At 65.5% G+C, this 19,248-nt stretch carries 30 protein-coding genes; 25 read left to right on the forward strand and 5 right to left on the reverse strand.

Features of this window, described 5'->3' with window-relative positions:
• The 9 genes from VGJ96_09170 to VGJ96_09210 all read left to right on the forward strand — a co-directional run.
• Positions 1-111, forward strand: a 111-nt coding sequence (locus tag VGJ96_09170) for an IS3 family transposase (GenBank protein ID HEY3287269.1), incomplete at its 5' end; no start/stop codon positions are given.
• Between the two features lie 577 nt (positions 112-688).
• Positions 689-1,867, forward strand: coding sequence for an AIPR family protein (locus VGJ96_09175; GenBank protein HEY3287270.1), 1,179 nt, complete (start codon positions 689-691; stop codon positions 1,865-1,867).
• Positions 1,868-2,196: 329 nt separating this feature from the next.
• A complete protein-coding gene (locus VGJ96_09180) occupies positions 2,197-3,396 on the forward strand; it encodes a serine hydrolase (GenBank protein ID HEY3287271.1) in 1,200 nt (399 codons plus the stop codon).
• Positions 3,397-3,522: 126 nt separating this feature from the next.
• Positions 3,523-3,837: a hypothetical protein gene (locus VGJ96_09185; protein ID HEY3287272.1), complete on the forward strand. Its 315-nt coding sequence runs from the start codon at positions 3,523-3,525 to the stop codon at positions 3,835-3,837.
• A gap of 107 nt (positions 3,838-3,944) precedes the next feature.
• On the forward strand, positions 3,945-4,439 hold the full coding sequence (locus tag VGJ96_09190; protein ID HEY3287273.1) for a hypothetical protein: 495 nt from the start codon (positions 3,945-3,947) through the stop codon (positions 4,437-4,439).
• Between the two features lie 92 nt (positions 4,440-4,531).
• A complete protein-coding gene (locus tag VGJ96_09195) occupies positions 4,532-4,993 on the forward strand; it encodes a VOC family protein (protein ID HEY3287274.1) in 462 nt (153 codons plus the stop codon).
• A 34-nt stretch (positions 4,994-5,027) separates the two neighbouring features.
• On the forward strand, positions 5,028-5,417 hold the full coding sequence (locus VGJ96_09200; protein ID HEY3287275.1) for a nuclear transport factor 2 family protein: 390 nt from the start codon (positions 5,028-5,030) through the stop codon (positions 5,415-5,417).
• Positions 5,418-5,449: 32 nt separating this feature from the next.
• Positions 5,450-6,964, forward strand: coding sequence for a serine hydrolase (locus VGJ96_09205; protein HEY3287276.1), 1,515 nt, complete (start codon positions 5,450-5,452; stop codon positions 6,962-6,964).
• 65 nt (positions 6,965-7,029) lie between these two features.
• Positions 7,030-7,506 (forward strand): VOC family protein, encoded by a 477-nt coding sequence (locus VGJ96_09210; GenBank protein ID HEY3287277.1) that lies wholly within the window; start codon positions 7,030-7,032, stop codon positions 7,504-7,506.
• 4 nt (positions 7,507-7,510) lie between these two features.
• On the opposite strand, the gene VGJ96_09215 is transcribed toward VGJ96_09210, so the two are convergent.
• Positions 7,511-8,002 carry an SRPBCC family protein gene (locus tag VGJ96_09215; protein ID HEY3287278.1) on the reverse strand — a complete coding sequence of 164 codons (492 nt, stop codon included), beginning with the start codon at positions 8,000-8,002 and terminating at the stop codon, positions 7,511-7,513.
• Between the two features lie 4 nt (positions 8,003-8,006).
• Entirely contained in the window at positions 8,007-8,339 is a 333-nt protein-coding gene (locus VGJ96_09220; GenBank protein HEY3287279.1) for a metalloregulator ArsR/SmtB family transcription factor, read from the reverse strand.
• 223 nt (positions 8,340-8,562) lie between these two features.
• Between VGJ96_09220 and VGJ96_09225 the strand changes: the two genes are divergently transcribed.
• The 14 genes from VGJ96_09225 to VGJ96_09290 all read left to right on the forward strand — a co-directional run bounded on the left by VGJ96_09225 (position 8,563) and on the right by VGJ96_09290 (position 16,238).
• Positions 8,563-9,057, forward strand: a complete 495-nt coding sequence (locus VGJ96_09225) for a heme-binding domain-containing protein (protein HEY3287280.1) — start codon at positions 8,563-8,565, stop codon at positions 9,055-9,057.
• Positions 9,054-9,548 (forward strand): CoA-binding protein, encoded by a 495-nt coding sequence (locus tag VGJ96_09230; GenBank protein ID HEY3287281.1) that lies wholly within the window; start codon positions 9,054-9,056, stop codon positions 9,546-9,548. The genes VGJ96_09225 and VGJ96_09230 overlap by 4 nt, the downstream gene beginning before the upstream one ends.
• Entirely contained in the window at positions 9,545-10,051 is a 507-nt protein-coding gene (locus tag VGJ96_09235; protein HEY3287282.1) for a hypothetical protein, read from the forward strand. The genes VGJ96_09230 and VGJ96_09235 overlap by 4 nt, the downstream gene beginning before the upstream one ends.
• Positions 10,048-10,878, forward strand: a complete 831-nt coding sequence (locus tag VGJ96_09240) for an alpha/beta fold hydrolase (GenBank protein ID HEY3287283.1) — start codon at positions 10,048-10,050, stop codon at positions 10,876-10,878. The genes VGJ96_09235 and VGJ96_09240 overlap by 4 nt, the downstream gene beginning before the upstream one ends.
• The gene (locus tag VGJ96_09245) at positions 10,875-11,162 is read left to right on the forward strand and encodes a hypothetical protein (GenBank protein ID HEY3287284.1); all 288 of its coding nucleotides are present in this window, start codon (positions 10,875-10,877) and stop codon (positions 11,160-11,162) included. The genes VGJ96_09240 and VGJ96_09245 overlap by 4 nt, the downstream gene beginning before the upstream one ends.
• 12 nt (positions 11,163-11,174) lie before the next feature.
• Positions 11,175-11,678 carry a hypothetical protein gene (locus VGJ96_09250; protein HEY3287285.1) on the forward strand — a complete coding sequence of 168 codons (504 nt, stop codon included), beginning with the start codon at positions 11,175-11,177 and terminating at the stop codon, positions 11,676-11,678.
• A 71-nt stretch (positions 11,679-11,749) separates the two neighbouring features.
• On the forward strand, positions 11,750-12,961 hold the full coding sequence (locus tag VGJ96_09255; GenBank protein HEY3287286.1) for a helix-turn-helix transcriptional regulator: 1,212 nt from the start codon (positions 11,750-11,752) through the stop codon (positions 12,959-12,961).
• A gap of 40 nt (positions 12,962-13,001) precedes the next feature.
• Positions 13,002-13,619 carry a hypothetical protein gene (locus VGJ96_09260; protein ID HEY3287287.1) on the forward strand — a complete coding sequence of 206 codons (618 nt, stop codon included), beginning with the start codon at positions 13,002-13,004 and terminating at the stop codon, positions 13,617-13,619.
• A 234-nt stretch (positions 13,620-13,853) separates the two neighbouring features.
• On the forward strand, positions 13,854-14,315 hold the full coding sequence (locus VGJ96_09265) for a GNAT family N-acetyltransferase (protein HEY3287288.1): 462 nt from the start codon (positions 13,854-13,856) through the stop codon (positions 14,313-14,315).
• A gap of 62 nt (positions 14,316-14,377) precedes the next feature.
• A complete protein-coding gene (locus tag VGJ96_09270) occupies positions 14,378-14,785 on the forward strand; it encodes a hypothetical protein (protein HEY3287289.1) in 408 nt (135 codons plus the stop codon).
• Between the two features lie 85 nt (positions 14,786-14,870).
• The gene (locus tag VGJ96_09275) at positions 14,871-14,993 is read left to right on the forward strand and encodes a hypothetical protein (GenBank protein HEY3287290.1); all 123 of its coding nucleotides are present in this window, start codon (positions 14,871-14,873) and stop codon (positions 14,991-14,993) included.
• A 33-nt stretch (positions 14,994-15,026) separates the two neighbouring features.
• Entirely contained in the window at positions 15,027-15,443 is a 417-nt protein-coding gene (locus VGJ96_09280) for a DUF1801 domain-containing protein (protein HEY3287291.1), read from the forward strand.
• Between the two features lie 85 nt (positions 15,444-15,528).
• Positions 15,529-15,801, forward strand: coding sequence for a DUF4242 domain-containing protein (locus tag VGJ96_09285; protein HEY3287292.1), 273 nt, complete (start codon positions 15,529-15,531; stop codon positions 15,799-15,801).
• Between the two features lie 11 nt (positions 15,802-15,812).
• A complete protein-coding gene (locus VGJ96_09290) occupies positions 15,813-16,238 on the forward strand; it encodes a methyltransferase (protein ID HEY3287293.1) in 426 nt (141 codons plus the stop codon).
• A gap of 22 nt (positions 16,239-16,260) precedes the next feature.
• On the opposite strand, the gene VGJ96_09295 is transcribed toward VGJ96_09290, so the two are convergent.
• Together VGJ96_09295 and VGJ96_09300 are read right to left on the reverse strand one after the other, a co-directional pair.
• Entirely contained in the window at positions 16,261-17,607 is a 1,347-nt protein-coding gene (locus tag VGJ96_09295; protein ID HEY3287294.1) for a permease prefix domain 1-containing protein, read from the reverse strand.
• A 45-nt stretch (positions 17,608-17,652) separates the two neighbouring features.
• Entirely contained in the window at positions 17,653-17,985 is a 333-nt protein-coding gene (locus VGJ96_09300; GenBank protein ID HEY3287295.1) for a helix-turn-helix transcriptional regulator, read from the reverse strand.
• Positions 17,986-18,130: 145 nt separating this feature from the next.
• Between VGJ96_09300 and VGJ96_09305 the strand changes: the two genes are divergently transcribed.
• Positions 18,131-18,637 carry a hypothetical protein gene (locus VGJ96_09305; protein ID HEY3287296.1) on the forward strand — a complete coding sequence of 169 codons (507 nt, stop codon included), beginning with the start codon at positions 18,131-18,133 and terminating at the stop codon, positions 18,635-18,637.
• A gap of 8 nt (positions 18,638-18,645) precedes the next feature.
• Here the strand turns inward: VGJ96_09305 and VGJ96_09310 are convergent, their stop codons facing one another.
• Positions 18,646-18,822, reverse strand: coding sequence for a hypothetical protein (locus VGJ96_09310; protein ID HEY3287297.1), 177 nt, complete (start codon positions 18,820-18,822; stop codon positions 18,646-18,648).
• Positions 18,823-19,000: 178 nt separating this feature from the next.
• Here VGJ96_09310 and VGJ96_09315 point away from each other — a divergent pair, with 178 nt between their 5' ends.
• On the forward strand, positions 19,001-19,234 hold the full coding sequence (locus tag VGJ96_09315) for a (4Fe-4S)-binding protein (GenBank protein ID HEY3287298.1): 234 nt from the start codon (positions 19,001-19,003) through the stop codon (positions 19,232-19,234).
• The last annotated feature ends 14 nt before the right edge of the window (positions 19,235-19,248 follow it).

Below are 19,248 nucleotides of genomic sequence, written 5' to 3' on the forward strand. Positions count from 1 at the left end.
GCGCGCGCCGACATCTTTGATTACATCGAACGCTTCTACAACCCCATCCGGAGGCACTCGACGCTTGGCAACAAGAGCCCGATCAACTTCGAGCGGGCGGCAGTAGCTTAACTCACTGTCCACGCAACCCGGCGCAGCTCAATCTCGTCGGACATGCAATTGAACTGTCCCTGAAGGCGCTCCTCCTGAAGAAGGGAGCAACCCTCCGAGGCATTCGCAAGTATGGGCATGCGTTGGAGAAGCTGTACGCCGCAGCCAGTGCTGTAGGTCTTGATGACCTCGTCGCGCTAACAGTCGAAGAGCGTGCCACGATCGGTCACCTAGACATGCTGTACTCGACGAAGCAGTTGGAGTACATAGTCACCGGCGCCCGAACATACCCAGTACACGGGCCGCTGGAGGCCGCGGCCCTCAAGATCGTAAACGCCATTGCTCCGATTGTAGGATATGCCAACAATCGTCTGCCGCATGCGATCTAACCTGACGTTGCTGCTGACGAACGCCAGTCGTTATACGGCTCTCGCTCCGCGCCTCCTTCCTGAAAGGTCGCTTGACTGGGCCACGGGCCTCCCACTAAATTGACACCGTCCTCATCGATGTTCGCTTGGCGCACTTCCGCGTTAGCGTCCACGGTGTAGGGCAATCATCGGCGGTGCACTCATCGTGAGTCACTTGCCAAGGAGGCTCTATGTCGTCGTTTCGATTTCCCACCAAGCAGTTCCGCTCGCTGCCTTCGCCGACAGGCAACTCCAAGCTCGGCGTCTTCTTTTCCCCCGCGGCCACGCTGCCGCGCGACCTCTGGGACTGGCGCGAGGTGAATCCGCGCGAGGTCAACCGCCGAAGCTCTGTCTACAAGGCCATCGTGCAGACGCTCCGCGACGAACCCGGGCGCTTCCACGAGCGTAACCGCGGTATCACCGTAGTCGCGGATGACCTGTCGTTCGACGACAAGCGGCAGGAGGTGATCCTCCATCTCAACGACCAAAGCCTGCACGGTGTCGTCGACGGCGGACACACGCTGGACGCGATCTTGGAGGCGCAGAAGTCTCCCCCGGAAAATGGCTGGCCTGCGAGCGTGTTCATTAAGGCGATCACCGGCGTGGAACCCGACCAGATTGCAGAGATCGCTGGCGGGCTGAACACGAGCCAGCAAGTCGACCTGAAGAGCCTAGAGAATCTCAAGGATCACTTTGCGGCGCTTCAGCAGGTCTTGGCCGACCATCCGTACGCAGAGCAGATTGCGTACAAGATGAATGAGGTCAAGCCGGTCGATGTTCGTGAGATCCTGTACTACCTTGCAGTGTTCGATTGCTCCGAGTACGACGAGAAACGGCATCCTGTTGCGCTCTTCGGACGGAAGGAAGGCATCGTCCGCCGCTTCGCTGAACAGGCCAAGGACTCGAAGGCCGGCGATTCGTTCAGCGTTCTCATCTCGAAGGCCCCTGAGATCCTGTGGCTTCGGGATACGATCGAGAAGCGCGCACTCAAGTTCAACATCGGACGCTACAAGGTCGGAAAGGGCACGCGCGTGCGGAGCCAAAGCCACCGCGACAATCAGCTCGTTTTCCTCAATGAGCAGGTCAACGGCAAGATCCCGCTCGGGTGGATCATGCCGATGCTCGCCGGATTCCGCGCAAACGTCGATTGGAACAAGCCGAAAGGTACGTTCAGCTGGATCATGCCACTCGATGAACTCGTCGATGCCTGTATTGAGGGCCTCATTCTGGGCATCCAGGACGTGCATGAGCAGGAGAACGCAAGGCCGGAGTACGTTGGGCGTAATTCGCTTTCCTGGCGCATCAGCTACAATGTGGTGTCGCAGGCAATCCTCGAGCGCCAGTTGGCGCAGGCGAAGAAGGGCCGCTGAGAAGCAAGGAGCCGTATAACCAGCAATTGCTGCTGACGGCGCCGTAGGGTGGTAGCCGCTGGCGGGCCGAGCCCGCCAGCGGCATTCTTTTTCACGCGCCGCAGCAGAATTGCAGTCGTTAGGTGGCCACCCTCATGACCGGTAAACGAGTACGTGTGCGCCAAGCTGTGGTTGCCGCAATCACCGTCGGCCTGATCGGCACGTGCGTTGCCGTGAGGCCGGACCGTGCAATTCGAGTTGGATCGGCACTGGTGAGCCAGACGTTGTGCTCTGCAACTTTCGTTTCTGGCTTGTCACCTGATCGTGCCTACGCCACGACGCTTCGCCCGATGGGTCACCTTGACCTCCTGGACCCCGTGCTGCGGTACCGCGTCGACACGGTGACGGGCACCGTGAGCACGAGTGTGGCAGGCCTGTTTCGGAGCCGCGCCGTCCACCGATTTGGCGCTGGATGTGTTCTGCTCCACGGTAATCCCCCGCCGTCACTCCGCATCCAGCCTTTGCCTCCCGACTCAGCCGACTCAGCCGCAGTTGTGGAAACGCCGAATGACCGTGTCAGGGCCGTCCTGGATCGAGCGTTCTCTCGGCCCGAGCTGGCGACCACCGCCGTCGTCGTGCTGCATGGTGACTCGATCATCGCTGAGCGCTACGCGTCTGGGTACGGAACCATGACGCGACTTCAAGGTTGGTCGCTCAAGAAATCAGTCATCAACGCCGTCGTAGGCATTCTGGTCCGCGAAGGGCGCCTGGATGTACACCAACGTGCGCCGGTCCGCGCCTGGAGCCGCTCAGGCGACCCGCGCCGCGCGATCACCGTTGACGACCTGCTGAGAATGACGAGCGGCTTGGCGTTGCGGGAAACGAACTCGGGGTTCGATCCGGTATCGCGGATGCTCTATCTCGAGCGCGACATGGCGGCTTTTGCCGAGCTCGCGCACCTTGAAGCGCCACCGGGTAGTGAATGGCACTACAGCACAGGCAACACTGTCATCCTTGGGCGCATCATTCGTGATGCAGTCGGCGGGAGCGCCGATGACGTCGCCCGCTTCGCGCGCGCAGCATTGTTCGCTCCGGTGGGCATGCGGACGGCCGTGCTTGAGTTCGACGCCACCGGCGTACCGATCGCGATGTACGCGAGCGCGCGAGACTGGGCGAGGTTTGGTCGGCTGTTTGCGACTGACGGAGTCGTTGGAGTGCAGCGCATCTTGCCAGAGGGGTGGGTCACGTACTCGACCACACCGACTTTGCAGTCCGGCTACGGTGCGGGTTGGTGGCTTGGAGGGCCGTCGTGGCGCCCCGACTGGCGGTTGCCGTCGGATGCCTTCTACGCCGCAGGTCATCTCCATCAAAAGGTACTGGTCATTCCTTCAGCTGGGATCGTCATTGCGCGTTTCGGGACCACCCACGCGCCCGACGATGGCCTCGGTGTTGTGGCTCAGGAAGTGCTCGGCGCGCTGCACCCACACAGCATCGCATCATCAACTCCGAAGGCAGTCGGAGTCAATGGGCCAAGGAACCCGTTCAAGTGAGTCGGCCACCGAACTATGATTTAAGCTGCCGGCCGCACCGCAGCTCATCGCAATCACTGGCTGGCGGCGGTGCGGCCGCAGCTTAAGCCTTATCCGTTAGCCCGCTCACGTCCATCGTCGTCACGCATGCCGCGTTGGTCCCGCGATGCCGCCGTTCTCCACCGCCGCTACCCCGACGAGCGCTGGGTCGGGTCGTGTTCGCGCGCCGACGCCGCGTTCCTGCTGCGCTACGATCACCATGTCGTTTGGGTCGGCGGGCGTCCGGCGCTGCTGCTGACCTACGCGTGGGCGGCCGCGGGGCTCGACGCGCACGCGGAGCCGCTCGCGTTCGAGGTGAGCTTCACGTATCCTCGCGGGCACCGGGCGGCGCCGCGGGAGGTGCAGGCGGTGGTCGACCGGATCCCGTTCGCGCCGGCGGAACCCCGCGATCTCGCCGGCTAACGAATCGCTGACGCTGACGAGCTCGCGCATCCTCCCGACCGCATCCACAACTCCATCCCCGCGCGTTCGCAGCTTCGCTCAAGCGTTAGGCTGCATCAAGGATCCGCATGACGCGTCCAACGTTCACCGTCGCAGGGGGATCCATGGGCGAATCTTCCGTGCCGCTCCCCGGTGGCCTCCCGTTCAGCGCTCGGCGCAACCATGAATCGCCTCCCGTTGTCGAACAACTCGGCTGGCGCTATCACCACATCGGCATTCCCACCACCAAGGTCCAGGCCGACGAGACCCACCTTGAGCCGTTCGGGCTGTTCGTCTCCGGTTTCAGTGCCAGCCCGTACGGCATCGAGTGGATGCGCTTCGAGCAGGACAGCCCGCTACCCGAACTCATCCGCACCGTGCCGCACGTGGCGTTTGAGGTCGAGGATCTCGATACAGCACTCGAAGGCCAGCACGTCATCTACCCCCCCGGCTCTCCATCCGAAGGCGTACGCTCGGCCATGATCGTTCACAACGGCGCTCCGGTGGAGCTCATCTGGTTCCGCAAGCCAATGCCTTCTCCGGGTGAGCCTGAAGTCCCGCTTCGAAGCCCAGCGGACGCGTAACCAAGCGTTGCGCACACAGTACCCACGCGCAGCTCGGAGTGGGTACGCTATTTTCGGTTACCATCGTCCCCCCCCGAAAAGGAGCATCTTCGATGACCAAGGTGACACCCTTCCTGATGTTCAACGATCAGCTCGAGGCGGCGATGGAGTTTTACACCGCCACGTTCCCTGACTCCCAAATCAGGAACGTCGCCCGCACGGGCAAGGACGGTCCAGTCGCGTCCGCCGAGTTCGTCGTCGGTGGTCAGGCCTTCATGGGCTACAACGGGGGTTCGTACTTCTCCTTCTCCGAAGGCTTCTCCCTCTATGTTGACTGCGCCGACCAGGCGGAAGTCGACGAGTATTGGGACAAGCTCGTCAAGGCCGGCGCGACGCCGACGGCGTGCGGCTGGATCAAGGATCCGTTCGGCCTCTCCTGGCAGATTGTCCCGCGGCGATTCATGGAGCTGATTCGCGACAAGGATCCCAAGAGAGTGAAGGCCGTGATGGAGGCCATGATGACGATGGTGAAGCTCGACGTGGCGGCCCTTGAGCGCGCCTACAATGAGGCGTAGCAGGCTGAAACGCCCGCGTCGTGGAGGGTAGCAGATGTCCCCTGAGGAACAGAGCATCCGTCACGTTCATTCAACCTGGATCCGCGCCGTCAATGCTGGCGATCTGGCGCGCTTGCTCACGTTGATGACGGACGATGTGGTGTTTCTCACTCCGGGCCAAGCGCCGGTTGGCCGCGAAGCGTTTCCGGCAGGCTTCTCGACCGCCCACCAGCAGTTCCAGGTGCTTTGTGTCAGCGAACTGGAACGGATCGTGGTTGTCGGCGACGTCGCCTATACCACTTGCCGTGACTCGTTGTCCACGACACCACGCGCCGGAGGAGAAACGACGGTGCTCGCCGGACATCGGATGACCATCTACCGCAAACAGTTGGACGGTCGTTGGCTCCTGGCTGCCGATGCCCATACGCTGACTTCGGAACCTTAGATTTCACACCTCCACTCGCCTCTCACCACGCCATGAACACTCGCACGCTCGCCGCGGTCGCGGTCCTCGTCGCCGCGCAGTCCGCGCACGCGCAGCAGACACCGCTTGACGGCTTCGACGCATACGCCGCCAAGGCCATGGCCGACTGGCGAGTGCCCGGCATGGCCATCGCCATTGTGAAGGACGACCAGGTTGTCTTCTCGAAGGGCTTCGGTGTCCGCGAGCTGGGCAAGCCCGAGCCGGTCACCGAGCACACCCGCTTCGGCATCATGTCCACCACCAAGGCGTTCACCACGATGCTGCTCGCGATGCTCGCGGACAGCGGCGCGCTGTCGCTGGACGATCACGTCAGCAAGCACCTCCCCACCCTCCAGTTTTCCGACCCATACGTCACGCGCGAAGCCACGGTGCGCGATCTCGTGACGCATCGCATTGGCTTCGCGGATCCTGGCTATCTGTGGGCCGAGAGCGGCCTGACGTTCGCGCAATTGTACGACCGCGTGCGCCTCGTGCCGGCGCAGACGAGTTTCCGTTCGCACTACGCATACAACAACGTGAGCTACGCGCTGGCGGGTGAAGTGGCCGCGCGCGCCGGCAAGTCCAGCTGGCAGTCACTCACGAGCGCGCGCATCTTCACGCCGCTCGGCATGAGCGAGAGCTTCGCCGACGCGGCGCTCATGCTGGCCGCCGGCACCAACGACGTGAGTGCGCCGCACGGCATCGTGCGCGACACCGTGCGACGACTGCCGGTGGCGCCGGGCGTGGTGGACAACGTGGCCCCCGCCGGCGCGACGTTCTCCAACGTGGTCGACATGGCCAAGTGGATGCGCTTCCTGCTCGACTCGGGCCGCGTCAACGGCAAGCGGCTCGTCAGTGCGGCGCGCTTCAACGAACTCTGGACGCCGCAGACCGTCATTCCCCAGCCGGACTTCTACCCGACCACCACGCTCACCAAGCCGCACTTCACGGCATACGGGCTCGGCTGGTTCCTTGAGGATTATCGCGGCGAGTTCGTCGTCTTCCACACCGGCAGCATCGAGGGACGGACGGCGATCGTCGGCCTCCTGCCCGAGCGCCGGCTCGGCATAGTGATCTTCACGAACCTCGATCACAGCGAGGTGCGTCACGCGCTCATGTACACGGTGTTCGATCGCTACATCGGCGCGGAGGCCAAGCCGCACGACTGGAGCGCCGAGCTGCGCGCGATGTACAAGACTTTCTCCGACAGCGCCCTCGCTCGGCAGAAGCGAGCGGACGAGAAGCGCGTCCTGGGAACCAGGCCGTCGCTGCCACTCGACAAGTACACGGGCGCCTACGCGGATCCGCTCTACGGCAACGCCACCGTGCGCATGGCGGACGGGAAGCTGACGATCACCGTGGGCACGTCGAGCGGAACGCTGGAGCACTGGCACTACGACATATTCCGCGCGACATGGGACGATTCGTTCAACAGTCCGGCGCTCGTGTCGTTCGTCCTCGACGCCGATGGCGCGGTCGGCGAGGTACGGCTTCCCGGATCGCCGCTCAGGTATCGCCGCACCAAATAGTGATCGCGCACATCGGCTCGAGTGCAAGCTACCGAGCAACTGGCGCTGGACTTCACGGAGACAGCATGACGGTGAAGCGCATGGACAACGTCGGCATCGTGGTGGAAGACCTCGATGCCGCCGTCGCATTCTTCACGGAGCTCGGCCTCACCCTCGAGGGTCGGATGCCCATCGAAGGCGACTGGGCCGGCCGCGTCACCGACGTGCGCGACCAGCGTGTCGAGATCGCAATGATGCGCACCCCCGACGGCCACAGCCGCCTGGAACTGTCGCGTTTCAACGCCCCCGCCATTGCGTCCGACCACCGCTTGGCGCTCGTGAACTCACTGGGATACCTGCGTGTCATGTTCGCCGTCGACGACCTCGACGATACCTTGGCCCGACTCAGCAGGCTCGGCGCGACGGTGGTCGATGAGGTCGTCAACTACGAGGACATCTACCGACTCTGCTACATCCGGGGTCCCGAAGGCATCCTCATCGGCCTTGCCCAACAGCTTGGGACGCAGGCGTCACGAGAAGATCCCGCGAAGAGCAAGCGCTAACTTCTCAACGTTTCATCCCGATCACGTGCGCAACGAACTGGTCGACGGCCATCTCGGTGCCCTGGTAGAAACCCGACGCCTTGTTCGTCTCGAGGTCCGCGGCGTTCCGGTGTAGCGCCGTGAAGACGTAGCGCGTGCCGGTTCCCGCCGCTTCCATCGTCACGATGGCGGTGATCGGGATGTCGTCGAAGACGGCCGGGCGATACCCGGGGAACAGCATCGAGGTCCAGACGAGCCGTTCCATCGGCACCACATCCAGGAAGCAGCCGAGGTTGGGCGCTTCCGGACCGTCGCCCACGGCGATGTCGATGCTGAAGATGCCGCCCGGCCGCACGTCCATCTCGGCGCGCACCACACGCCCCCACGGCTTGGGCATGTACCACTCCTTGAGGTGCTCCGGCTTCGTCAACGCTTCCCACACGAGCCGCGGCGGCGCGTCGATGAACCGTTCGATGGCGAAGTCGAGCGTCGGGTCGAAGGCGAATTGCTTGCGCATCGGGTTACTCCCTCTTCGTGAGATGTTTGACGTATTCGTCGAACCGGTCGAGTCGCGCTTCCCACACCCGACGACGCGCGGCCAGCCAGTCTTCGACGACCTCGAGACGTTCGGGGGCAATCTCATAGGTCCGCACACGCCCGCACTTGCTGGATCGCACCAATCGGCTCCGTTCGAGCACCGACAGGTGCTGCACGAATGACGGGAGCTGCATGTCGAACGGCGCCGCCAGTTCGCTGACCGTGGCGGGGCCCGCCGACAGTCGCTCCAGGACCTTCCGCCGCGTCGGGCTGGACAAGGCGGCAAAGACTGCGTCCGTAGCTGCGGATTGAACCATTTCCGACCCCTTCCCCGTGTCTGGGTTACCTGACCTGCCTGAGGGATACTACAACGGTGCAATACTTTTGTAAATACCTAAGTATTGGCAGACCGGCAAGTCGGCAGTAGTGGTCCGGACCGATCGGTCCGGACGATTTCCCGCCTTGGCGCGGCCAGCTTATCGGCCGTTCACCGTCGCGATGCCGCTCATCGCGATGCCACCCGTCAAAGCGAGGAGTCCCATGAGATCGATCATGCAGCGCGCAGTCATCGCGGTCACCGCCGGTGTCCTGGTCGCGGCCGCGGTCGTTCGTCCCGCCAGCGCCCAGGGCGCATCCGAGGCCAGTCGCTCCATCCAGGCACAGCCCGGCACGTCGCGCCCGCTGGCCGCCGTGCTCACCCGCTCCTGCGGCGACTGTCACTCCCGCACGATGGCGCCGGGGTGGTACACGAAGGCGCCGCTCTTCTCCACCATCATGACACGCGCCGCCCGCAAGGGACGCAAGTCCGTCGACTTCTCGGAGTGGACCGGCTACTCGCCCGACCAGCAGCGTGCCTTCCTGGCCGCGTCGTGCGCCGACGCGACCGCCGGGACGATGCCGATGCCGGCGTACCTCCGCTTCCGCCCCGAGGCGCGGCTGTCGCCCGAGGACATCGCGACCATCTGCTCGGCCTCCCGCTCCAACGCCATCACCACGGCGGCGAGCGCGCCTCAGCCGGCGGGGAGGATCCCGTGAACGCGTCCGGGCAGACCATGACGCTCCAGCAGAAGGTCGACGACTTCCTGGCCCAGGAGCGCATCGCCGTCGCCGGGGTGTCGCGCGACAACTCGCACCACCCCGTCGGCAACCTGATCTACCACCGGCTGAAGGCGAGCGGTCATCTCGTCTTCCCCGTCAGCCCGCACCTGACGACGTTCGCGGGAGAGCGCTGCTATCCCGACGTGGCGTCGATTCCGGGCGGTGTGAGCGCGGTGATGATCATCACGCGCCCGGAGGTCACCGAGCAGGTCGTGCGCGACTGCTACGTGGCCGGCGTCCGCCGCGTGTGGATGCACCAGTCGCTCGCCAAGGGATCGAGTGTGTCCCATGACGCGGTGATGTTCTGCCGCGAGCACGACATCCGCGTCATCGCCGGCGCGTGCCCGATGATGTTCGGCCCAGGAGTGGACCTGGGACACGCCTGCCTTCGCCTCTACCTCAAACTCACCAGAGGGCTGCCCACATGACACGCCGCCAGATTGCCTGGATTCTCCTCCTCATCGTCGACATCGGATACGTCGCGTGGGGCGCGGCTGCTGCGCTCGCGCCCGATCAGCTCCTCGGTCCGGGGGGAAAAGCCATTCTCCCCGCGGGCTACGAAGGCTTCTCCGGCGCCTCCTGGTCGGCGCTTGCCGCGTCCGCCACCGGATACATGACCGTGCTGTATCGCCTGCACGGCACCAACTGCGTGCTCTTCGGCTTCATGGGGAGCGCCGTTACCCTCACCGCGTTCCGCCGCGGCGAACGCTGGGCGTGGTGGACGCTGCTCATTGGCCACACGCTCGCCCTTGGCTCGGCGATGACGTACGACAAGGTGGTGAACGCCATCGGGCCGTTGGAGCTGACGGAATACCTGGGGCTGTTCCTGGTCTGGAGTGCGTTCGCGATCTCCGCGCCGAGTCGCGCGTCCGGGCGTTCGCGGCCTGTCGCGGGGCCAGGCGTGACGCAATTCGCGGGGCGCGCCCGATGAAACTCGAGATCATCTCCCGCTTTCCGGCGGGAGACGAGCGCCCCACGCCGCTCCTCTTTGTTCACGGCATGCTGCACGGCGCCTGGTGCTGGGCGACGCATTTCCTGGACTGGTTCGCCCGCCGTGGCTTCGCATCGTACGCTGTCAACCTGCGCGGCCACGGCGAGAGCGAGGGGCGCGATCGTCTGCGCTGGACGCGCATCGCCGACTTCGTGGACGACGTCGCGAGTGCGGTGGCGCAGCTGCCGCGGCCACCCGTGCTGATCGGCCATTCGATGGGCGGTTTCATCATCCAGAAGTACCTCGAGCGACACGACGCACCCGGCGCCGTGCTGCTCTCGACGCCGCCGCCGTCGGGAATGCTGCGGGCGATGCTCCGCGTCGCCCGCCGTCGTCCGCTGCTCTTCACGCGGATCATGGCGACGCAGCGGGTGTCATCGCTGGTCGCGACGCCCGCGCTGGCACGCGAGGCGTTCTTCTCGCCGGATTTCCCGGAGAGCTCGCTGCGACGGTGCTGGCAGTTGATGCAGGACGAGTCGTTCAGGGCGCTGCTCGACATGGCAGGGCTCGATCGGCCGAACGCGGCTGCCGTGAAATCGCCGCTGCTCGTGCTGGGCGCCGAGCGAGACGCCATGCTCTCGCGCGACGACATCGAGGCCACGGCGCGTGCCTATCACACGGCGTTCGAGATCATTCCGGGCGTGGCGCACAACAGCATGCTCGAGCAACGCTGGGAGTCGGTGGCCGAACGGATCCTGGCGTGGCTCACCGCAGAATCACATCGAGACGAACTCTTAGACGTTCTTGCCAAGGGAGGCATACGATGACACGCTCGCGCTTGATGAACACGATTGCAGTGGCCGTCGCCCTCATCCCGGCGATGGCGAGCGCGCAGCGCCGGCCCAGGCTCCACGTGAATCCCAGGTGGAAGGAGTGCTCCATCCAGCTCGATTCGTCGCTCACGCAAGCGGCCTGGCGCCAGTTCACGGAGGAGGCGGCGCAGGTGCTGTACTTCCGCCCGCTCGCCGACGCGCGGCCTATGGGGCGTGGCAAGTTCGAGTTCGCGTTCATGCAGTGGCAGACGAACGTCGATGACCGCGATGCCGCCTGAAACGACACCTTCGTGCACCCGGATTCCCTGCACTGGCTGTATGAGGGGAGCGGTCTGCAGTTCCCCGGACTCGCGTTCCGCGCCGGCCTGACGTCGTCGAGCGACGTGGGGTTCTACTTCACGAGGAACATTCAGGCCAACTACGGGGCGTACGGGGCGCAGGTGCAGCAGCACCTCGTTCGCTTCGCGGGCGAGTGGGATCTGTCGGCGCGGGCGAGTTTCGTCTCGCTCTTCGGGCCGGAGGACGTCGACCTCAAGGTTTACGGAGGCGATATGGTCGCGAGCTGGAAGGGGTGGACGTACGCGCGGGCCTCGTTGGTGCCCTACGCGGCCGTCGCCACGTACCTCGCGCAGTCGCACCAGAAGTCGACGGTGGTGACGCTGGCCGACGAACGTGCGCTCGGTATGATGACCACGGTCGGCGCGCAGCTGCAATACGCGGCGGTGCGCATCGGGTGGGAGGCGACCTTCGCGCGGGTGCCTTCGGTCTCGATGAAGTTCAGCGTCGGCCGGTAGCGTCAGGCGTCGCCTGACGACAGGCTGGTCGAGGTGAGCGGCGCGCACGGGCCGCTCTGGTGCGGTTCGCCATGCCCAATACCTTTTGCGGCATGGCGAGCCTCACCCTCGACCTCGTCCAGGTCGCCGCGATCATCGGCGCGCTGCAGGGATTGTTGCTCGCCGGCGTCCTGATTGCGCAGCGCAGCAACGTCACGGCTAACCGGTTGCTCGCGGCGTTGATGGCGACCTTCAGCGTCTATTTCGCGTGGGGCCCGTACTACACCGCCGGGCTCTATCGCGTCTATCCGCACTTCATTCTCGTCTCCTACCTGACGCCCTGGGTCTTCGGGCCGCTGGTCTATCTCTACACGCGCGCCGCCAGCGACCGATCGTGGCGCTTTGGCCAACGCGAGTTGCTGCACTTCGCGCTGGTCACTTTGGTCTTCCTCCTGGCCCTGCCCTTCTTCACCAAGAGCGGCGCCGAGAAGATCGCTCTCTGGGATGCCTGGGGCGCGACCGGCGGGCCGGATGATCGCCGCGTGGGGCCGCCGCTGCGCTACATCGATCCCCTCAAGTACGTCTCGGGGATCGCGTACTCGGCGGCGACGGTGCTCTACCTGCTCCGCCACCGGCATGACGTCGAGCACAGCTACTCCAACCTCGCCCGCGTCAATCTCCGCTGGCTCGTCTGGTTGAGCAGCGCGACAGGCGGCATCTGGCTGCTGGCTGCCGGACTGGTCTACCTGCAGGTTCGCGTCAGCCTGCGCGACGCCGACATCACGTTGGCGATGGCGCTGCTCGTGTACGCCATCGGCTACATGGGGCTCCGCCAACCGGAGATCTTCCGGCTCGCCGCCGTCGAGGTCCCGGTCGTCAATACGGCTGAGTCAGGAGAGGCGGCGGCTCCGGACGCGACGGCCAAGCCATCGCCGGAGCGATCCGGTCTCGGAGAAGACGAGGCGCGCCAGCTCGAGACTACATTGCTCGCGGCGATGGAGCGCGACCAGCCCTGGAAGAACTGTGAACTGACGCTCCCCGAGCTGGCGGCGTGCCTCGACACGACGACGCACAAGCTGTCGGAAGTGCTCAACGCGCGGATGGGCCAGACGTTCTACGATTTCGTGAACGGCTATCGCGTGCGCGAGGTGCAGCGGCGCATCAAGGCCGGCGACGCACGCGCCCTGAAGATGCTGGCGCTCGCCATGGACGCGGGCTTCGCCTCGAAGTCCACTTTCAATGATGTGTTCAAGAAGCAGACGAACCAGACGCCGTCGAGCTATCGCCAGGCGGTCGGCGGTTGACGCCGGCAGTCGCGGCGTCATTTGCCGGAGCTGAGAGACCTTGACCAGACCGACCACGGGCTTGGTATACCTGCACGAGATCGTGCTGCCGGGAGAGCCGTCCGGCGGCCGGCATCTTTGCGTCTGCCTGTCGACCGCCGAGTACGCCGAGGAGACCGGCCTCGCGGTGATCGCGAGCCTGCGGAAGATCCGAAGCACCTGGTGGCGGCCGCTGGTGGACCGCGACGACTTCACGCCCGTCGGCGCATTCGAGCCGCTCGACCAGCCGCGGGCGGTGGACACGTCGCAGATGGTGTCGGTGCCCGTCACCTCGCTCACGTCGCTCGCCGGACGCGTCTCGGAGCGCGTGGTGACCGACACCATGGAAGTCCTGCCCGCGCTCTTTCAGTTGCGTGGCCCCTGGGAGGTGCGCGGCGCGGTGCACCGCATCCATGGCTGGCCGGAGGGGACCGACGCCGTCCTCGTGCTGAACGACGACGCGCTCGACAACCCCTCGGTGCGATACTTCCTGGCGGTGCCCTACGAGGAGGGCGACTGGCGCAAGGCGCTGGTGCTCATCAACGCCGAGGATCTCGGCGAAGAGGTGCGTGTACTCAGTGATGCGGAGCAGGTGCTGTTGAGCAAGGACCTGCGAAGCATCTTCCCGCTGCCGGGCTGACGAGACTGGTGCGGTCCCCCCCCTCAAGGAGCACGCAGTGTCCAAGGTCATCGCATTGATGTCCATGTCGCTCGACGGTTACGTCGCCGATGGCCGGGCCACTCCCCCGAGGAGATCCGGGCGATGAAGGACGCCATCGCCGGAACGGAACCGATCGACGATTGAGCGGTACACGCGCCGACGGGACGCGACGCGCCGACCGACGGCATTCTCACTTGACCATTCACTCCACTCATGACCGCTTCCATTCTCGTGCGCGCGATTCAGCAGGGCGACTATGAGGCCTGGCTCCCGCTCTGGCATGGCTACAACGCGTTCTACGGCCGCAGCGGCGCGACGTCACTTCCCGAGGAGATCACCCGGACGACGTGGCACCGCTTCTTCGAGCCGAGCGAACCGGTGCATGCGCTCGTCGCCGAATCGGACGGCAAGGTGGTGGGGTTGGTCCACTACCTGTACCATCGCAGCACGACACGGATCGAGCTCACCTGCTACCTGCAGGACCTGTTTACGGCGGAGAGCGCGCGCGGTCGCGGCGTGGGACGGGCGTTGATCGAGGGAGTGTACCAGGCGGCGCGAGCGGCGGGGATTCGGCGCGTCTACTGGCAAACGCACGAGACGAATGCCGCGGGTCGCCTACTGTACGACAAGGTGGCCCGGCACGCGGGTTTCATTGTGTACGCACAGGACGTCTAGCACTTGCCCGTCGAATAGCGCCATACTGTAGAATGTTGCCCGACCCTCGGCGGAGGATTCCGGTGATGCGTCGCACACTGATGACGGCAGCGCTGCTCGGGGCGATCGGGACCGCGCCGCCACTGCTCGCGCAGGCGGTCACGGCTAATGCCGTCCCGACTGTCGCCGGAAACCTTCGGTTGATGCAGGCCATGCGCGAGCAGCTGAGCGTCGGCTACGCGCCGCAGCGCCAGCCAACGTGGCTCCTCCAGCAACAGGGTCCGGACCGGCCGCTTGTGCGCCAGTTGGTGACCGTACCCGACAATCCGGCGGCGCCGCCGCCGCTCGCCGAGTCGCGCCAGTGTCCGATGCCGGTCGTCTCGGTCGACCCGAAAGGGCTCGCGCCGATGCCAGTCGCGCGCGCCGACACGGCGAAACTGGAACGGATGCTTGTCGCCCGATCATCGTGCGTGAATCCGCTGGCGCGGTGACCCGCTCTGACCGCCCCGTGATCCCACGCCGTTAGCCTTTCCTTCACCGAGTCAACGATGCCCCCGTCATCAATCCGGCACGCACGTGGACTGGGTCCAGGTGTTTGAGAGCGCCGTCGTCGCCGCGAAAGTACGCCAGGTGGTCGAGCCCGCGAACGAGCAGAACCTCGACCGGCTGGAGTCGGTGCTCGCGGGTACCAATGCCTGAACGCGCGCCCGACCGCCTCGCCACGGAGCCGCAATGACCAGAGAGACTTCTCGGGCCAAGGACTCGGAGCGCGCCGCCGGAGCGCGCGCGTCCGATCTCATCGACCAGCGAATTCGCGACCTCGGCGATTGGCGCGGCGAGACGCTCGCTCACATGCGCGCGCTGATTCTGGACGCTGATCCGGAGATGACCGAGGAGTGGAAGTGGATGGGGACCCCGGTCTGGTCGCACCACGGGGGCGTCTGCACGGGCGAGACGTACAAGAGCGTGGTGAAGCTCACCTTCTTCAAGGGCGCGTCGCTCGAGGACCCGTCGCGGCTGTTCAACGCCAGCCTCGAAGGCAACGCGCGGCGGGCGATCGACCTCCACGCCGGCGAGCGCGTCAATGCGCGGGCCTTCAAGGCCCTCGTGAAGGCGGCCGTGGCGCTGAATGGTTCATCGAAGCGGTAGGCGCCGGCGTGGTTTCCGCCGGCACGATATGTGGTATGTTGAAATCTGGTATTCGAGCAGGCCCCCCGTACCCGGAGTGTATCCAATGCCCCAGTACCTGATCGAACGCAACATTCCTGGCGCCGGCAAGCTGACCCCCGCCGAGTTGAAGGGGATCTCGCAGAAGTCGTGCGGCGTCCTGAATGCGATGGGTCCGCAAATCCAGTGGGTGCACAGCTACGTGACCGGCGACCAGATCTACTGCATCTACCGCGCGCCCAACGAAGCGATGGTGCGCGAGCACGCCCAGCGCGGTGGCTTCCCGGCGGATCGTGTGTCGGAGATCAAGACGGTCATCGATGCGACCACGGCCGAATAGCGGAGGCGCCAATGCTCACTTCTCCATTGCCGCTCGCATTGGTCCTGGCGGCACTGGCCTACCTGGGGGCGACGGGCAACCTGTTCTCCGCCGCGCCTGCCGCCATCGCGGCGCAGGTGGCGGCCGCCGCCCTCAGTCTCTGGGCACGACGATCATTTCAGCAGGGCACGTTCCGCGTGTGCGCCGCTCCCGGCGGCGCGGTGATTCGCCGCGGACCGTATCGATTCATGCGGCACCCGATGTACACGGCGATGCTGCTCTTCTCCTGGACCGCCGTGCTGAGTCACTGGTCGGGCACTTCGGCGAGCGTCGGCGTCGCCATCACCGCCGTGATCATCGCCAGGATCGTCGCCGAGGAGCGGCTGCTGCGCGCGCAACTCCCCGGGTATGTCGAGTACGCGCGCGAAGTGAAAGCCGTCGTACCTTACCTGATCTAGGAGCGGAGGATCCGATAGCGCGCTATCGGAACCCGAAAACCACCGGGAAGACCGCCACCACGATCCACGCCCACGCGGCGTAGACGGGGAGGTACGCGGTTTGCCACCGCTCGAGCGGCGCAAAGCCCGCGCGTCGAGTGAGGAACTTGCCGTAGAGCACGGCCGACCAGCCAAGGTTCACCACGAGAATGATGTTCTCGCCGAGCGCCGCCACCTTGTTGGGGCTGAAGCCGAACGCGGAGATGCGCGCCACGATGGCCGACAGGGCCATCGCATCCACCAGCAGGGCGCAGATGACCAGCGCGAACTGCAGGACGTCGAAGAAGCCGGCCGGCTTCTGCGGATCGCGCGCCGAGATGGCGTACAGGAGCATCCCGACCACGAGCACCAGCAGCAGGTCGAAGCCGATGAGCGTCTCGCGCTTCATGTCCACGCCGCTCCCGGTCACCAGCGTGGTGCCGAGGAAGACGAGGAGCAGGCCCGTGAAGAGCGGCGTGAAGATGTACGTCAGCACCGGCGCCATGTTCTCGATGACGCTCTGCTTGGCCTCCACCAGCATGCCGGCAATCACCACCGCCCCCGCCGCGCCGCACGGGAGAATCCAGTTCTGCATGAAGTGCTCTGGATTGAGCCCGATGGCCTGGAAGATGAACATCGTCGTCCCCATCAGCACGCCGCCGCCGAGCGCGATGAGCACGAAGTAGATGAACCACTCGCCGGTGAAGCGGACGTAGTTCATGCGCTGGTCGTGGCTGCGCCACGCGCCGCCGGCATACGCGACGCCGGCCGTGAGCCAGAGCGCCATCGGCAGGTGCAGCGCCGCCAGCCGTTCGGTGTCGCCGAGCGGCGTGAACGGGAGGAGGTTCATCAGCAGCGCGCCCACCGCGAAGAAGGCGGCGAGCCCGACGCGCGTCTTGGTGTCGACGCCGCGCTTCCACACGAAGAAGGCGGTGAGGAACGGGAGCACGAACAGGCTGAGGTTGCGCAGGTAGAACGACTCCGCGGCCTTGTCGTGCATGGACAGGCCGAAGAACGCCGGGAGCTTCACCGCCACCGCGGCCCCCACGGCGCACCCGATGGCCACGCCGACCTCGCGCCGCCAGTCCGTGCCGCCGGTGGCGGCGTCCGCCACGACGAGCCGTTTCCAGAGACGCTCCGAGTGCTCGCGCGCGAACTCGCGGGCGATGCCGTCAAGGCGGCCGAGCCGGTTCACGCCGATCAGGAAGGCCTCCTCCTCGGACAGCCCCGAGGCCTGGAGATCGGCCACCTGGCTGCGCAGGTGGTCCTCGAGCTCGTTCACGTCCGCGGCGTCAATGGCCCGCCCGCGACTCACGTACGACCGCCATTCCTTGATCAGTTCTTCCAGCACGGGGATGCCTCCTGCGCAGCGCCGCTCGCCGTCTCGCGGCGCGCGCTACTTCGAGTTGAACGGGGTCGCACGCAGTGCCTTGTTGACGATCTGCCACTGCCGCTTCTGCTGCTCCAGTTCCTCGGCGCCCGCCTTGGTCAACTGGTAGTACTTCCGTCGCCGACCCGTCTCCGATTCGCCCCAGCTCGACTTCACGAGCGCGTCGCGCTCGAGGCGATGCAGGACGGGGTACAGCATGCCGTCGGTCCATTGCATCTCGCCGCCCGACAACTCACCGACGCGCCGGATGATGGCGTACCCGTAGCTCTCCCCCTCGGCGAGGATGGAGAGCACCAGCGGTGTAGCCGACGCGGCGACGAGATCCTTGCCGATAGCCATCAGCGACGGAGACGGCGGAGTGAGGGTGGAAACGACAGATACATAGATCCATTATACATTGCAGTTCTATGTATTGCAAGCCTCCTTGTTGAAGCGACTTTCTGTCGGACGCGACTTCTTCGCCGCCGCACCAGGAGCGACCGCAATGACATCGGCACTCACCGACCTCGAATCGCTGGCCGAACGGATTCGCCTCCCGACGGGCGGGATTGCCTTCATCCTCTGGCGCGACAAGGCACCGCAACTGCTCGTGCGGGCGCGCGGCGGTTTCTCGATGGACCACATTCCCCTGCAGAAGGCATTCGACGCAGGGCTAGTGGAGTGCACCATCACCCGCATCACCGCCAACACGATGGCCGTGGCGCGCGCGCCGCTCCCCAATCAGGACATCCTGCTCGAAGGGAACACGCTGCGTGGCGTCGACGCGGAGAAGGTGGTCGCCGGCAGCGAGTGTCTCCTGATGGAGGTGAAGGCGACGGCAGATGGCGAGTCGAAGGTCGTCGGCCGCCGGCTGTTGGGCGACGCGCATTCGATGACACAACGGCTCGCCGAGCGGAAGCGAGACGCGCCGGAGTGGGAAATGCATCTGCTGCAGGGGCCACGTCCGCAATACCTGACGCGGTGCGTGGTCTCGATGCCGGTCATCAAGTAGGCGCGCAGTCAGCCCGTGCGCGCATCGACGCCAAGCAGTTCGCGCTTCTCGGTGTCGGTGAGCCTGACGTCGGCCAGGTCATCACCCGCGGCCAGCGCCTTGCGCTCAGATTGCCGGGCGATGACGAGCGAGGCCGAGGCGAATGCTGCGCCCGCCAGCATGAACGGCGCGAGGAAGGCCGGCAAGGAGGCTCGCCACGCCGATGCCGATCCCGGTGATCGCCCAGCCGACCGCCCAGGTGATCCCCATCCCGATGGCGCCGCGCAGGCGGCGCGTTGTGCAGATCTTCTCATTATAAGTTCAGCAGGGCGACCGCCGGCGCGCAGGACATTCGAGCACCCAGACCCGTATGCGGAGGAGAGGATGGGCAAGCGACTGCAAACCTATGAAGCCGAGGGCATCACCGTCACGTTCGATCCCGCGGTCTGCGTGCACTCGGGGGTCTGCTTGCGCGGGTTGCCGCTCGTCTTCGACGTGCGCCGCAAACGCTGGATTCACGCCGAGGCCGCCTCTCCGGAGGAGATCGCCGCCCAGGTGGACCGCTGCCCGTCGGGCGCGCTGCAGTATCAACGGACATCGACCGGTCGCCACGAATGACCTCCTGCCGGACC

It is taken from the genome of Gemmatimonadaceae bacterium (genome assembly GCA_036504815.1).
Taxonomy (GTDB): domain Bacteria; phylum Gemmatimonadota; class Gemmatimonadetes; order Gemmatimonadales; family Gemmatimonadaceae; genus PNKL01.